The following is a 15,465-nucleotide window of genomic DNA, read 5'->3' as shown; positions in this document are numbered from 1 at the left end:
TCAAATGTTATTTTTATTCATTTTCAAGAATAACCTTGCAATCCCTGTGATGTTTTTGTTATAGTATGAACTATCATAAATGGTATTTTTATAAACAAAAATGTATAAAAATAAATAAATATTCATTTTTGTCTATAACAAAAGGAGAGATTTCATATGGGGAAAAAGGTAGTTTTAGCTTACTCAGGAGGATTAGATACGTCAGTTGCGATTCCGTGGCTGGCGGATAAAGGATACGAAGTTATTGCATTATGCTTAGATGTTGGTGAAGGGAAAGACCTTCCTTTTATACAATCAAAGGCGCTATCAATCGGAGCATCGGAATCGATCGTACTAGATGTTCAAAAGGAATACGCTGATGAATATGCATTAATCGCGCTACAATCACATGCATTATATGAAGGAAAGTATCCGCTCATTTCTGCATTAAGCAGACCGTTGATCGCGAAAAAGTTAGTTGAAACTGCTAAAAAATATGGAGCTACTGCCGTTGCTCATGGATGTACCGGAAAAGGAAACGACCAGGTTCGCTTTGAAGTTTCTGTCGCTGCACTAGCTCCTGATCTTGAGGTACTTGCACCAGTTCGCGAATGGAGCTGGTCGCGAGAAGAAGAGATTCAATATGCAAAAGAACATGATATTCCTGTACCAATCAAAAAGGAAAATCCGTTCTCAATTGATCAAAATTTATGGGGAAGAAGCAATGAATGTGGTATTTTGGAAGATCCTTGGGCTGCTCCGCCAGAAGAAGCTTATGAGATGACTGTTGCTCTCGAACATACGCCAGACGAGCCGCAGATTGTCGAGATTGGATTTGAACAAGGTGTTCCTGTATCACTGAACGGTCAAAATGTTACCTTAGATGTTCTGATCAATCAGTTAAACGAATGGGGAGGCGCACATGGTGTTGGACGAATCGACCATGTTGAAAATAGATTAGTAGGTATCAAATCCCGTGAAGTTTACGAATGCCCAGCGGCAACAACGCTTATCAAAGCACATAAAGAGCTTGAAGACCTAACATTAGTTAAAGAAGTCGCTCACTTTAAACCGATTATTGAAAAGAAGATGACTGAACTGATCTATGAAGGTTTATGGTTCTCACCATTAAACGCATCATTAAAAGCCTTTTTAGATGAAACACAAAAACATGTAACAGGTACTGTACGTGTTAAATTCTTTAAAGGTCATGCGATCGTCGAAGGAAGAAAATCACCTTATTCTCTTTATGACGAAAAACTAGCAACATATACATCAGATGATGCTTTTGATCATACAGCTGCGAAAGGATTTATCTCTTTATGGGGACTTCCTACAAAAGTAAGCAGCATGGTTCAAAAAAATGAGGTGAAAGTGTGAAGAAGTTATGGGGAGGACGTTTTTCAAAACAGCCTGAAGAATGGGTAGATGAATTTGGAGCCTCCATCTCTTTTGATCAGCAATTGGCGAGTCAAGACATTAAAGGAAGTCTGGCTCATGCTAAGATGCTTTATCAATGTAAGATTATTGATGAGAGTGCTTATGAAAATATTAAGAATGGTTTGCTTTCTCTACAGTCAGAGGTGGAAGAAGGGGAGCTTACGTATTCTGTTAAATATGAAGACATCCATTTGAACCTGGAAAAATTATTAACCGATAAGATTGGCCCGGATGGAGGCAAACTTCATACGGCAAGGAGCCGAAATGATCAAGTCGCAACAGATTTTCACCTTTATGTTAAAGAAGAAACTTTATTGATTATTAATCATATAGAAGAATTGCAAAAAGCTCTGTTGAATCTTGCAGAAGAACATGTAGAAACGATCATCCCTGGGTACACACACCTTCAGCGTGCTCAGCCAGTCTCCTTTGCTCATCATCTTTTAGCGTATTTTTGGATGCTCGACCGTGACAAAGGAAGATTACAAGATAGTTTAAAGCGTAGTGATATGATGCCTCTTGGTGCTGGTGCTCTAGCAGGAACAACGTTTGATATCGACCGCAACATTACGATGAACGAGCTAGGCTTCAAAAATAAGTATCTCAACAGCTTAGATGCTGTAAGTGATCGAGATTTTGCGATTGAATGCTGCAGCAATGCATCTATGATCATGATGCATCTGTCTCGTTTTTGTGAAGAACTGATTCTTTGGTCCTCAGAAGAGTTCGGATTTATTGAGATCAGTGATAGCTTCACTACAGGAAGCTCCATGATGCCGCAAAAGAAGAACCCTGATATGGCTGAATTAATTCGAGGGAAGAGCGGGAGAGTATATGGTTCGTTAATCTCCCTACTTACCTTAATGAAGGGATTGCCACTTGCATACAATAAAGACATGCAAGAAGACAAAGAACCTGTATTTGATACGGTAAAAACCGTTAAAGGATGCTTAAGTATCATGACGGGCATGATGAATGAAGTAAAGATTCATGTTGATAAGATGAATAAAGCCGTTCATCAAGACTTTTCTAATGCTACAGAGCTTGCAGATTACCTAGCGAAAAAAGGAATTCCATTTCGAGAAGCACATGAATTAGTGGGACAGATGGTCCTTCATTGCATTCAAAACAGCTGCTATCTCCTAGATGTGTCACTAGAGGAATATCAAGAATGGTGTCCGCTCGTTGAAAATGATCTGTTTGACGCGCTATCTCCAATAACCGCGGTAGAAAGACGAAATTCAGAAGGCGGAACTGGTTTTGAAGCCGTTCGTCAGCAGATTAAGGTAGCTCAAACAAAAATGGCCGTTTCCAATAATTAGCTCAAATGAACTTTCCTCAGAAGACGAAAACTATGGTTAAAGTCTTGTAAGCGAAGGAGGAAAGATGATGGAGAATGAAAAACGTCCAAATCAACAGCTTGAATATGATGCTGAAGGTGAAATGACCGTTCATCAGCAGATAACAGAAGCTTATCAAAGTGGAATTGTTGATAAAGTAGATCAAGGACAGCAAAGAACAAAACTTGATGAAGAAGAAAGCCTCTCATAACACAAGTATAGGATAGCTCAACTACACGAGCTATCCTTTTATTATTCTCTTGCGATCACGAACAAAGGCAGAATTTTTCTTCAACCAAAAACGAGAATGTTCTTTTTCCTTTTAGGGCACCTTATAGCTGTCTTGACTTTATTCATATTCTATTGAGATTCAACTTTTTATTTTGGATTTTTGGTGGTATGTTAACTATAGAATAAAGAAAAAATTTCCATGTCAATTAAGGGAGGGTACAACATGAAAATAGGAGTACCAACTGAGATCAAGAATAATGAAAATCGTGTAGCGATGACACCAGCAGGCGTATTGAATCTTGTGGCATCAGGTCATGAGGTCTTTGTCCAAAAAGGCGCTGGAATCGGATCAGGATTTACAGATGAAGAATACGAAAGTGCTGGTGGTGTAATCGTAGAAACACCAACTCAAGCATGGTCGATGGACATGGTTATGAAGGTGAAAGAGCCACTTCCTGAGGAGTACTGTTTTTTTCGTGAAGGTTTAATTTTGTTCACCTATCTACATCTAGCACCAGAGCCGGAACTAACGAAAGCATTAACAGATAATAAAGTAGTTGGCATTGCGTACGAAACAGTTCAGTTGCCAAACGGAACACTACCTTTGCTTACACCGATGAGTGAAGTAGCAGGAAGAATGGCTGCTCAAATAGGAGCACAATTTTTAGAAAAGCCAAAAGGTGGTCTAGGTATCCTTCTTAGTGGAATCCCTGGTGTAAGACGCGGTAAAGTAACAGTTATCGGAGGCGGAGTGGTCGGGACGAATGCGGCTAAAATCGCTATGGGTCTAGGAGCAGATGTAACAATCATCGATTTAAACCCAGAACGTCTTCGTCAGCTCGATGATATTTTTGGTGTTGAGATCAATACGCTCATATCCAATCCGCTAAATATAGCTCTCGCCGTTCAAGAATCAGCATTAGTTATTGGGGCTGTTTTAATTCCTGGAGCAAGGGCACCTAAGCTTGTGACTGAAGAAATGATTAAAGGCATGCAGCCGGGGTCTGTAATCGTAGATGTTGCAATCGATCAAGGTGGGATTTTTGAAACGGTTGATCGAATTACGACACATGATAATCCAACATATGAAAAGCATGGAGTTCTCCACTATGCTGTGGCTAACATGCCAGGAGCTGTTCCGAGAACCTCAACGATTGGTCTGACTAACGTAACAGTACCGTATGCTCTTCAAATTGCAAACAAAGGTTATGTTAAAGCGTGTTTAGATAATGAAGCTCTACTAAAAGGTATCAATACATTGGATGGCTTCGTAACATACAAAGCGGTCGCTGAGTCGCATCAACTGGACTATAAAGATGCTGTATCTATTCTAAATTCGAACAAATAGAAAACTCAAAAAAAAGTTCGTATTCCTTTTCTCTGGAATCGGACTTTTTTTCTGTTCTATAATAGGGTATGTAACATTAGTAATGGTTTCAGCGTTTAATTTGAGGAGGGAGCATGCGCTTATGAAAGTGACATATCACGGACATTCTGTACTTGAAATTGAAACAGAGCAACATTCCATTTGGATCGACCCTTTTATTAACGGAAATGGACAAGCTAAGATCGATGTTAAGGACGTAAAAGCTGATGTGATTCTTTTAACACACGGTCATAACGATCATGTAGGAGACACGGTTGAGATCGCAAAAGCAAATAACAGCTTGGTTGTTGCGCCATTTGAACTTGCTGAGTACTTACAAACACTTGGAGTAGAGGCGCATCCTATGCATATAGGTGGAAGCCGTACATTTGATTTTGGAAAAGTAAAATTCACTCAAGCTTTTCATGGATCAAGTTACTCACAAGAAGATGGCACTGTCGTGTATACAGGAATGCCAGCAGGAATTTTATTCTCACATGGTGGGAAAACGTTATATCATGCAGGAGATACGGCTCTATTCTCTGATATGAAATTAATTGGAGAGTTTGCAAAACCCGATATTGCTTTCTTGCCTATCGGTGACAATTTTACGATGGGCCCAGAGGATGCATTGATCGCAGCAGAGTGGATTGGTGCTAAGGTAACCGTTCCAATCCATTACAATACGTTTCCTGTGATCGAGCAGGATCCAGAAACTTCATTCACATCTAAACTCGGAAACAAAGGAAAAGTGCTTAAAAGCGGTGAAAGCTTAAACGTATAATGATTCTAACCTCCCTTTCAATGCATACGAATGATAGTAAGGGAGGTTGTGTTTTTTATGAGACAAGAAAAAATGGCAAAAGTATTAATGTTGTTGGTGCTTTTCTATGTAGCGATACCTGTTATATCGTTTGACGGCCCGCTTCTGCAACAACTTTTCTCAGTAGCATGGATAGGGTTTGCCAGTATGCTTTTGGTCAGCTTATTGTTTAAAAGGGATACGGCTCCGAAAAGGGCTGTTAAAAAACAAAGTATGACATTAGATCCTAAAATGAAAAAAGGGATGCATATGGAAAGTTGAGTTTCTGTTGTGATGCCTGTATAATCTGTATTAGTCAAAGTTATAAAACAGATAGATACAGGTAGAAGGAACGGTGAATGTAATGCTAACCAAGCATGAACAAATATTACAGCATATATTAGATCTTGATGTCGGATCAAAAATCTCCGTTCGGCAAATTGCAAAAGATCTGACGGTTAGTGAAGGAACAGCTTATCGTGCAATAAAAGAAGCTGAAAATCAAGGAATCGTCAGCACGATTGAACGTGTTGGAACGATACGTATTGAAAGACAAGCAAAGAGTAATATTGAAAAGTTAACGTTTGCTGAAGTTGTTAATATTGTTGAAGGACAAGTACTTGGAGGGCGCGCTGGTCTTCATAAAACGCTGCACAAATTTGTAATCGGTGCTATGAAACTTGAAGCGATGATGCGTTATGTTGATGCAGGAAGTTTGTTGATCGTTGGTAACCGTGTGAACGCGCATGAATTGGGACTAAAAGCAGGAAGTGCAATCTTAGTTACAGGTGGATTTGATACTGATGAAGAAGTGAAACGACTCGCTGACGAGCTTGAACTTCCTGTTATCTCAACTAGCTATGATACCTTTACTGTAGCAACCATGATTAACAAAGCAATCCATGACCGTTTGATCAAGAAGGATATCGTTTTAGCATCTGATATTTTAATTCCTATCGATGAAACGCATTACCTTTATCAACACGATAAAGTAGAGAGATGGCACGAACTGAATGAACAAACGATGCACAGCCGTTATCCGGTTGTAGATCAAGGTAATCGCGTGACTGGTGTAGTCACTTCAAAAGATATCATTGGTGTTCCTGTTTCCATGCAAGTGGAAAAAGTAATGACTCGTGCACCTTTAACTGTTACGGAAAAAACATCTGTTGCAGCTTGTGCACATATGATGATATGGGAAGGCATCGAACTGCTCCCAGTTATAGGTACTTCGCATAAATTAATCGGAATTTTGACAAGACAAGATGTATTAAAAGCGATGCAGATGATGCAAAAGCAGCCTCAAGTCGGTGCAACCTTTGATGATCTGATTACAACAGAGTTAAAAGAGCACAAGACAGATAATGAGACAACGTATTTCTGTAGAATTACACCACAGATGACCAATCACCTTGGTACTGTTTCTTACGGTGTCTTAATGACGATTGTGACGGAGACTGCGCGAAAAGCATTGAGGAAAATTAAAAAAGGTGACCTTGTAGTGGAGAATGTAACGTTTTACTATATTAAACCAGTACAGATTGATAGTGATATCGAACTGATCCCACGAGTGCTGGAAGTGAGCAGGAAATTCGGAAAAGTAGATGTGGAGATCCATCATGATGGAAAGATTGTTGGAAAAGCAATGATGATGGCACAGTTGCTTGATCATCGTTCGTAATAACTGTTTTAATTACCTTCGCAGCCTTTAAATGTAGTTTATTTCAGCTCAAGGTTGCTACGCTATCCGCGGGGCGACGAGTGAGGCCACTTGCCCCTTTAGAGAAAGAACCTTTAGAAAAAGCACCTAAAAAAATACAAAAAGTCCCTTCTGCAGGGACTTTTTTATCAATACGTATTTAATTTTTCTGTGCTTCTTCACGTGCGAGCGTCAAGAAATGCTTGTACATTTTATAATTCATGATTATAAGAACAATACCATAAATTAAGAAGATAAGTGCCACCCAAAGCTGTACACGTCCCTCAACTGCTGTTAGTTCGTTCAGACCGAAGGAAGCTAAGAACGAGCCGAGAGCCATTTTTGCTTTTGTACCTGTCCATCGCTTTAAGAATGGTTCTTTTGCACGTACTTCAGAAACTTTATAGAACACATATAGAGCAAAAGAAAGTATAATTAGGATAATAAAAATAGGCATTGAAAATTCCCCCACGTATTTACTCCACTATATTGTAAACGTTTAAAACTATAATTGCCACAACGACATCTAAAAGGAGTCTGCTATGAAAGAACAAATCTTACAAGTGATTGAACAGTATGAAAAAATAATCATTCATCGACATGTCAGACCAGACCCGGATGCGCTTGGGTCACAAGGTGGGCTTTCTGCCATCCTAAAGGCAAGCTATCCTCAAAAAGAAGTGTATGTTGTAGGGGAAGAGGAATCGGAACTAACCTTCTTAAACGCAATGGATGTCATAGAGGATGATGTTTACAAAGGTGCTTTAGTCATTATTTGCGATACAGCGAACTCACCTCGCATCAGTGATCATCGTTATTCACTAGGAGATTTTATCATTAAAATAGATCATCATCCAAATGAAGATCCCTATGGAGACCTGATCTGGGTGGATACAAATGCAAGTTCTACATCAGAGATGATTATGGATCTTTATCTTTGTGGATCAACATATGGACTTAAACTTGATGAACATGCTGCCCGACTTATCTATGCTGGTATTATTGGTGATACTGGGCGTTTCTTATTTTCAAACACGACTCAAAAAACACACCATTATACAGCTGCGTTATTAGAGACAGGATTCTCACCATCAGAAATTCATGAAAACCTCTATAAAATATCAGAAAAACTAGTTAGGCTGAACGGTTATGTTCTTCAAAACTTTTCGATTGCAGACAATTGTGTAGGGTATATTCATTTAACGAAAGATACGTTAGAGAAGTTTGGCACTTCTGCAGGTGAAGCATCACTGTTAGTAAATTCTTTCTCGCATGTTGAAGGCTTGTTAGCGTGGGTATTTTTTGTTGATGAACCAGATCAGATCAGAGTTAGATTGCGATCGAAAGGACCTGTGGTTAATAAGATCGCAGCTAAATTCAATGGCGGGGGACATCCAAGAGCATCAGGAGCAACGGTATATACAAAAGATGAAACGATGTCTGTACTTGCTGAACTTCGAGATCTCTGTAAAGAATATAAAACCAAATAAAAAAGGCCTCATCGGGGGGCCTTTTTATGCTTTAGCATGAAATGATCTAGTTAGCTTTTTCAGGGATAAACCAAGAGCCAACATCTGTTACATCTTCATGCACTTTTAAGTTTAATTTTGCAAGCTCTCTTTTGATTAGGTCTGCTACTTCTTTCGTTTCTGCAAAAGCAGAAAAGCCATTCTGTAATTCCTTTACCTTTTCACGGGCAAGTTCTTTTCGATTAATAATCATGTAGTTTCCCCCCCAATAATCACTCTTAAATTATTCTTTACACATATTTTATACAAATGAAGGAGGGATTGCCATTTCTTTGCCCAAAGATTCATAAAAACGTAATATTTCGACCATTATTTATGCATAATCATTCACTGATTTTGGCTGAGATATAGATTCGAAGAACACCAGTGTATAAATACAAATGGTCGATCTTGACTTCAAAAGCTTGCTCATCGTCATCGAGTCGGTACGTTTTATTTTCAATAGCTTGTACGAGTAATGAATGGCTTTTAGCGAGTGTTTCTGTGTCTTCTCCTATAAGATGCTCTAGGTCGTCTTCAACTGCTTTCGCCAAGTGCAGCCTTGTTAAGTTTGATAACTTTGAAGAATCTTGGTTTGAAAATCTTGCATTCACTTCATGAAGTTTAAACTTTTTGGCAAGTTCTTTGTTGGCTTTTTCATCATCTGAGGTTAAGATTTCGTTCTTTTTTTCTAAATCATTTATTTGTACTTGTTGTTTCTTAATTTTAACAACTAGCCGTTCATGAGCTAAGCCCCCTTGTATTAAAAAAAACGCCCAGCCTATAATAAATCCAATCGCTATCCCAGCAAAAAAACGCTGGTAGCCTTTTCGTTGATATAGCGGGGGGATCCTCATCAGTTGATGTTCTCCTGGCTGAGCCATTGAATCAACTGCATGGCAGAATTAGCACCAGCAATCGCGACGAAAATATAAGTTAGTTGTTTGAAAATCTCTATAGTAGCGCCGTTTTCAAAACTTCGCTCAAAGTTTGTGATCGTATCGAATGTACCGCCGATAGCAGCGACGATTGCCCATATTTTAAGTCTTTTCGCAAGTTCCATCATCTCTAGGATAGGTGCTTTTCCTACAAGAAAAGCAGCAAGACCGCCGATTAACGCTCCTCCTAACAAAACACCGAAAGCAATAGCAAAATCCAATATGATATTCGCAAAAAATTCACGTACCATGAGACAACCTCCCCTCTTACTCAATGTATGGGAAATGGGTGGAGTGTATGCTCGTTTCATTTTTAAAATAATATCTATATTAAAGGCTGTTTTCTATAGAATTGTTGCTTTAGGATGTTTTATTATTTTCTTCATTGCAAGTTGATTGGAGTGCAAGGTGTGAAACTCCTAAGGGACGAGCGGTCAATCCTAAAAGTGGAAGTGTCTCGTTCAGCCCGGACCAGCAAAAGTTGAATGGGCTATGAAGGCGCAATTTGCTCATCATCCGCCTTTTATCTTTTGACCTCGAGGGGCAAGTCACTGCAACTAGACAGGTGGCTCACCGCACGCCCCGTGGAAAGCGAGCAACCTGGAGCAGAGATCAACTGCTTCAAAGCATTTTAGAAACATCCTGAAATAAGAAACTTGACCAATGATAACTGTTTCATTAACACATGCGAACTTCTGTACTATAATGGAATGCAAACAGGTGCGTAAAGGAAGTGATGGTATGGGATTTGTCCCACTGCATATACATAGTGAATACTCGCTTCTTGAAAGCTCTTGTCGGATCGAAGAGCTTATTCAATATGCAAAAGAGATTGGGTATACATCTTTAGCAATAACTGATAAATCAAACATGTATGGTGCCTTAAAGTTTTATACAACATGTGTAAAAGCTGGCATTAAACCTATCATTGGGTTGGAAGCAGAAGTTGGAAACCATCATGCAGGTACAAAAGAGAAGATAAGTTCAGCTAATAAACTTCTTTTGTATGCGATGAACGTAGAAGGTTATGAGAATCTATTAAAACTTACAACGCTTATGCAGACAAAGCTGGACGGAGTAGTATCACCCCTTTCTTATGATGAATTATCAAAACATGCAGCGGGTCTAATCGCTGTTTCTTCAGGTATGGAAGGTGAGATTCAACAATATCTTACTCGTGAAAATCTCGACGATCAAAAATTAAATCAGATTCTTCACTTATATAAAACGTACTTCAAAGACCGTTTTTACCTTGGATTAGAAGATCATGGGACAGGTTTAGAGAAAACTATCAATCTCCAATTGCAAAACCTTTCAAGGAAATATCTCATTCCTCTCGTGTGTATGCATGAAACATATTATATGAAAAGAGAGGATGCAGACGCACATGATATCTTGCTATGCATTAAACAAGGTGAGAAAAAAAACAATCGTGATCGATTTAAACTACAGACCGATGAGTTTTATTTTAAATCCCCATCTGAGATAGAACGTCAATTTTCCCATGCAGAGGATGCATTAGAGGAAACGGTTAAACTGGCAGAAAGGTGTATGCTCCAGCTTGATCTGGGTAACATTGCTTTGCCCAAATATCCTGTTCCTGACAATAAGAACAGCTTTGAATATTTGACTGAGCTTTGTAATGAAGGCCTTTTGAATCGGTATGATACGATAACTCCTGAAATTAAAGAACGGTTAACATACGAACTTAACATTATTAAAAACATGGACTTTGAAGATTATTTCTTGATTGTTTGGGATTTTATGAAATTTGCACATGACGAAAAGATGATAACAGGGCCAGGGAGGGGTTCGGCAGCAGGTTCACTAGTGGCTTACGTTCTTCAGATTACGAACGTTGACCCGATTCATCATCAGTTGATCTTCGAGCGCTTCTTAAATCCTGAACGGATTACGATGCCGGATATTGATATCGACTTTCCTGATAACCGTCGTGATGAAGTACTAAGTTATGTGTCGCGAAAGTATGGTACGGATTATGTCGCGCAGATTATTACATTTGGTACATTAGCAGCCAGAGCGGCGATAAGGGATGCGGGTAGAGTGATGGATTTTGCCCCAGCTCTCATCGACCTTACCGCAAAGAATATCCCATCAAGACCAGGAATCACGTTGGAGGCTGCTCTAAAAGAATCTGCTAGCCTTCAACAAGCGTTCAAAACAGAGCCTGATGTGAGAAAGCTTGTTGAGATCGCGATGACACTTGAGGGGTTACCGAGGCACGCTTCAACTCATGCTGCAGGAGTAGTCTTGTCAGGAGCTCCACTTGTTCAAAAGGTACCTTTACAAACCGGTCATGAAGGTATACCGCTTACACAATACAGTATGGAGTGGCTAGAGGCTGCCGGTCTATTGAAAATGGACTTTTTGGGTTTGAGGAACTTATCGCTCATTGAAAATATTTTATTGGCGATCAAAGAAAATGAAAATGTGAAGATTAATCTAAATGAAATTCCATTCGACGACATGAAAACATTTGAGCTTCTTGCAAAAGGGGATACTACAGGTGTGTTTCAGCTTGAGTCTGATGGGATGAGAAAAGTTCTTCAGCAGCTTAAACCGACAGAGTTTGAAGATATCGTGGCCGTAAATGCTCTTTATCGACCAGGTCCGATGCAGAATATTCCTGACTATATCGCGGGCAAGCACCGTCAGAAGACCGTACACTACATGCATCCTGATCTAGAATCGATCTTAAAATCAACGTACGGTGTCATAGTGTATCAAGAACAGATTATGCAGATTGCAACAAAAGCTGCTGGTTTCACACTTGGTGAAGCAGATTTGTTGAGAAGAGCAGTAGGTAAAAAGAAACGGGACATTCTTCTTCGTGAGCGGCAACACTTTGTTGAAGGTTGTTTAAAGCAAGGCTATGATGAAAAATCAGCAGATGCATTATATGACTTAATTGTTCGTTTTGCTGATTATGGGTTCCCAAGAAGTCATGCTGTTGCATACAGTGTCATCGCTTATCAGCTTGCATTCTTAAAAGCTAACTATCCTGCCTACTTTATGGCCGCCCTGCTTTCAAGCGTTATCGGCAATCATGATAAAGTAAATCAATATATTAAAGAATCCGAACAAAGAGGCATTCCTGTTCTTCCACCATCTATAAAAAAGGGAAGCGAAATTTTTATTTCAAAAAGATCTCATATTTCATTCGGGTTATTGGCTATAAAAAATGTTGGATACAATGCTATTAAGATGCTGATGGAAGAGAATGAAAAAGAACCGTTTCAAGATCTGTTCGACATTTGTTCACGCTGTCCTCAAAAAGTTGTGAATAAACGTACACTTGAATCATTAATTTTTGCAGGAGCCTTGGATGAATTGGGACAAGATAGAGCGGTGTTGCTAGCTTCATTAGAAACTGCTATTGAATATGGAGAAGAGTTTCAGGAGATCTCTCGAAAGAATCAGATGTATCTTTTTGATGATGATATTAATCTACCTAAACCTTCTTACGTTTCCGTTCAATCTTTTCAGGAAAGTGAAAAGCTTAAGTTTGAAAAGGAAGCTCTAGGTTTTTTCTTTTCCTCACATCCGCTTCAACGATACCGAACGACGTTAAGCAGCTGGAAAGCCGTACACATAAATGAATTAAACGAAAAAAGATCTTTCGTTCGTCTAGGTGTATTAGTAGACAAAGTACGAGCGATTAAAACAAAAAAAGGAGAACTCATGGCTTTCTTGACCATTAGCGATGAAAGTGGTGAGATAGAAGCCGTTGCTTTTCCAAAAGTCTATGAAGTCCATCACTCTCTTTTGCAGAAAGGACAACAATTGTTTATAGAAGGAAGTGTCGAGCTTCGTAACGAAGCATTACAGATACTTGTGAATAAATGTAAACTGTTACAAGATTTGAAGTCGAACGAACAGCCAACTCTTTTTATTAAAATAGATAAAGACCATAAGTCACCTCAGCATCTAAATGCGGTGAAAGCGATTCTTGATGAATCAAAAGGAAGTACATCTGTTGTTCTTATCTATGAAGAAAATAGACAGAAGGTCCAGATCTCTCAAAAAGTAAATGTTTCTGAAAATTTGTTGTTAGAATTGCAATCTGTTATTGGTGAGGGTAATGTCGTATTTAGAAGAAATTAAAAACCTTTACAGCTTGTTAACTTTTGTTATAATGGATGAGTCAATAATAGTGGTCTGACCACCTCCTAATTGGCTCATCAACCTTAAATTTAAAATCATTAGGAGATGAAAAAATGTCTACATTAAGAGAAGAAGCACTACACATGCACCGCACACATCAAGGGAAATTAGAATCGAAATCAAAGGTACCTGTACGTAACGCGAAAGACTTGAGCTTAGCGTATTCTCCTGGTGTGGCAGAGCCGTGTAAAGATATTTATGATGACAAAACGAAAGTCTATGACTATACGATGAAAGGTAATACTGTAGCTGTCGTTTCTGATGGGACAGCTGTGTTGGGTCTCGGAAATATAGGACCTGAAGCTGCACTTCCTGTAATGGAAGGAAAGGCGGTACTTTTCAAGAGCTTTGCTGGTGTTGATGCGTTCCCAATCTGCTTGAATACTACAGATGTGGACAAGATCGTTGAAACAGTAAAATTGCTTGAACCTACATTTGGTGGTGTGAACTTAGAAGATATCGCTGCGCCGAATTGTTTCGTTGTCGAAGAGCGTTTAAAGAAAGAAACCAACATTCCAATTTTTCATGATGATCAGCATGGCACTGCCATTGTTACATTAGCTGGTCTAGTTAATGCGCTTAAATTAACAGGACGTGAAATGTCTAAGATTAAGGTCGTTGTTAATGGAGCTGGGGCAGCTGGGATAGCTATTATTAAATTGCTAGACCGTTTTGGTGTGAAAGATATTATCATGTGTGACACTAAAGGTGCGATTTATGAAGGTCGTCCGTTTGGAATGAACTCTGTAAAAAAAGAAGTTGCAAACTTTACGAACCGTACAAAACAAGAGGGAACACTTGCTGATGTAATCAGTGGCTCAGATGTTTTTGTCGGTGTTTCAGTAGAAGGTGCATTAACAAAATCAATGGTTGAGTCAATGAATCCAGAGCCGATCATCTTTGCTATGGCCAACCCAAATCCTGAGATCATGCCTCATGAAGCGCGTGAAGCAGGTGCTATGGTCATTGGAACAGGTCGTTCTGATTTTCCTAACCAAGTAAACAACGTGTTAGCGTTTCCTGGTATTTTCCGAGGTGCTCTTGATGTTCGTGCAACACACATCAACGAAGAAATGAAAATTGCAGCCGTACATGCGATTGCAAATCTAGTCAATCCAGTAGAATTGACAGCTGATTATGTAATCCCTGCACCATTCGATCCGCGTGTTGCACCTGCTGTAGCGGCGGCTGTAGCGACTGCTGCCATGGAAACAGGCGTTGCAAGACTACGTGTGAATCCTGAAGACATTGCTGAAAAGACTAAGAAACTAGCTATCATCGGAAAAGATGAATGAAACCGGTAAAGGAGAGAGGAATGTCTGTCCAGCCTACCGAAAAAGTATATATTGAAATTCTTAAACAAATTAAAGCTATTATTGTTGAGGACGGTCTTCAAGCAGGTGACAAGCTCCCTTCTGAAAGGGAGCTGAGTGACCGCCTGAAGGTTGGAAGATCATCTGTCCGTGAAGCATTGCGATCTCTAGAGCTTCTTGGTCTGATTGAGACAAGAAGAGGCGAAGGTACCTTTATACGTGAAGCAACCGGACATCGGCTTGTTGAAGTGCTAGCTTCTTTCATTTTAAATGACAATAAAGCGAGACACGATCTTCAGGAAACAAGACATATTGTTATTAAAGACTGTGTAGAGCTTGCTGTCCGTAGATGTGGATCTTCCACCATCGCAAAACTTACACATCTTATTAAGAAGATGGATACTAACGAACAAGAGCAAGTTAACGAAGTTTGCAAGCAATTTGAAAAGATTGTGATTCAAGCATGTGGCAATCATCTTCTTTATCGTTTATATGTAGAACTAACGGGTTATGGGTCTTCATTGCAACGAGCAAATTCGTATTGGCCACGTACATTATGTGAGGAAGTTTTGGCTCTTTTAGAAAAAAAAGACGCTGTGAAACTGACGGATTTGTTATCAAAACAAAACGATGCTCTAAACGCAATCGAATAGGTGGTGTTATT

At 39.4% G+C, this 15,465-nt stretch carries 15 protein-coding genes; 11 read left to right on the top strand and 4 right to left on the bottom strand.

Going from position 1 to position 15,465, the window contains the following annotated elements; translation table 11 throughout:
• Nucleotides 1–156: 156 nt before the first annotated feature.
• The 7 genes from P4V41_RS00565 (at nucleotide 157) to P4V41_RS00535 (ending at nucleotide 6,839) form a co-directional block, all read left to right on the top strand.
• Nucleotides 157–1,359 carry an argininosuccinate synthase gene (locus P4V41_RS00565; RefSeq protein WP_328082920.1) on the top strand — a complete coding sequence of 401 codons (1,203 nt, stop codon included), beginning with the start codon at nucleotides 157–159 and terminating at the stop codon, nucleotides 1,357–1,359.
• Complete coding sequence (argH, locus tag P4V41_RS00560) at nucleotides 1,356–2,741, top strand: argininosuccinate lyase (protein WP_328082919.1); 1,386 nt, start codon at nucleotides 1,356–1,358, stop codon at nucleotides 2,739–2,741. Before P4V41_RS00565 ends, argH begins: the two co-directional genes overlap by 4 nt.
• Nucleotides 2,742–2,808: 67 nt before the next feature.
• Entirely contained in the window at nucleotides 2,809–2,970 is a 162-nt protein-coding gene (locus P4V41_RS00555) for a hypothetical protein (protein ID WP_197264996.1), read from the top strand.
• A 243-nt stretch (nucleotides 2,971–3,213) separates the two neighbouring features.
• Nucleotides 3,214–4,338, top strand: a complete 1,125-nt coding sequence (gene ald, locus P4V41_RS00550) for an alanine dehydrogenase (protein ID WP_328082917.1) — start codon at nucleotides 3,214–3,216, stop codon at nucleotides 4,336–4,338.
• 121 nt (nucleotides 4,339–4,459) lie between these two features.
• Nucleotides 4,460–5,140: a metal-dependent hydrolase gene (locus tag P4V41_RS00545; protein WP_328082915.1), complete on the top strand. Its 681-nt coding sequence runs from the start codon at nucleotides 4,460–4,462 to the stop codon at nucleotides 5,138–5,140.
• A 57-nt stretch (nucleotides 5,141–5,197) separates the two neighbouring features.
• Nucleotides 5,198–5,440 carry a hypothetical protein gene (locus P4V41_RS00540; RefSeq protein WP_328082914.1) on the top strand — a complete coding sequence of 81 codons (243 nt, stop codon included), beginning with the start codon at nucleotides 5,198–5,200 and terminating at the stop codon, nucleotides 5,438–5,440.
• A gap of 82 nt (nucleotides 5,441–5,522) precedes the next feature.
• Nucleotides 5,523–6,839, top strand: a complete 1,317-nt coding sequence (locus tag P4V41_RS00535) for a DRTGG domain-containing protein (RefSeq protein ID WP_328082913.1) — start codon at nucleotides 5,523–5,525, stop codon at nucleotides 6,837–6,839.
• A 178-nt stretch (nucleotides 6,840–7,017) separates the two neighbouring features.
• Here the strand turns inward: P4V41_RS00535 and P4V41_RS00530 are convergent, their stop codons facing one another.
• The gene (locus tag P4V41_RS00530; protein WP_328082911.1) at nucleotides 7,018–7,314 is read right to left on the bottom strand and encodes a YtpI family protein; all 297 of its coding nucleotides are present in this window, start codon (nucleotides 7,312–7,314) and stop codon (nucleotides 7,018–7,020) included.
• Between the two features lie 85 nt (nucleotides 7,315–7,399).
• On the opposite strand from P4V41_RS00530, the gene P4V41_RS00525 reads away from it, so the two are divergent.
• Nucleotides 7,400–8,347: a bifunctional oligoribonuclease/PAP phosphatase NrnA gene (locus P4V41_RS00525; RefSeq protein ID WP_328082910.1), complete on the top strand. Its 948-nt coding sequence runs from the start codon at nucleotides 7,400–7,402 to the stop codon at nucleotides 8,345–8,347.
• Nucleotides 8,348–8,393: 46 nt separating this feature from the next.
• Here P4V41_RS00525 and P4V41_RS00520 read toward each other — a convergent pair whose 3' ends face one another.
• From P4V41_RS00520 to P4V41_RS00510, 3 genes are all read right to left on the bottom strand, one after another.
• Complete coding sequence (locus P4V41_RS00520; protein WP_066396796.1) at nucleotides 8,394–8,579, bottom strand: hypothetical protein; 186 nt, start codon at nucleotides 8,577–8,579, stop codon at nucleotides 8,394–8,396.
• Between the two features lie 130 nt (nucleotides 8,580–8,709).
• Nucleotides 8,710–9,222: a sporulation membrane protein YtrI gene (ytrI, locus tag P4V41_RS00515; RefSeq protein ID WP_328082908.1), complete on the bottom strand. Its 513-nt coding sequence runs from the start codon at nucleotides 9,220–9,222 to the stop codon at nucleotides 8,710–8,712.
• A complete protein-coding gene (locus tag P4V41_RS00510) occupies nucleotides 9,222–9,554 on the bottom strand; it encodes a YtrH family sporulation protein (protein ID WP_066396792.1) in 333 nt (110 codons plus the stop codon). The genes ytrI and P4V41_RS00510 overlap by 1 nt, the downstream gene beginning before the upstream one ends.
• Nucleotides 9,555–10,044: 490 nt before the next feature.
• Here P4V41_RS00510 and dnaE point away from each other — a divergent pair, with 490 nt between their 5' ends.
• The 3 genes from dnaE (at nucleotide 10,045) to P4V41_RS00495 (ending at nucleotide 15,454) form a co-directional block, all read left to right on the top strand.
• Complete coding sequence (gene dnaE / locus P4V41_RS00505) at nucleotides 10,045–13,428, top strand: DNA polymerase III subunit alpha (RefSeq protein WP_328082907.1); 3,384 nt, start codon at nucleotides 10,045–10,047, stop codon at nucleotides 13,426–13,428.
• Between the two features lie 113 nt (nucleotides 13,429–13,541).
• Nucleotides 13,542–14,783, top strand: a complete 1,242-nt coding sequence (locus P4V41_RS00500; protein ID WP_066396784.1) for an NAD(P)-dependent malic enzyme — start codon at nucleotides 13,542–13,544, stop codon at nucleotides 14,781–14,783.
• Entirely contained in the window at nucleotides 14,780–15,454 is a 675-nt protein-coding gene (locus P4V41_RS00495; protein ID WP_328082905.1) for a FadR/GntR family transcriptional regulator, read from the top strand. The genes P4V41_RS00500 and P4V41_RS00495 overlap by 4 nt, the downstream gene beginning before the upstream one ends.
• The last annotated feature ends 11 nt before the right edge of the window (nucleotides 15,455–15,465 follow it).

It is taken from the genome of Fictibacillus nanhaiensis (genome assembly GCF_036213205.1).
In the GTDB taxonomy this organism is placed as follows: domain Bacteria; phylum Bacillota; class Bacilli; order Bacillales; family Fictibacillaceae; genus Fictibacillus; species Fictibacillus nanhaiensis_E.
Note: the sequence above shows the minus strand (reverse complement) of the source record. Positions and strands in the feature narration are given on the sequence as shown.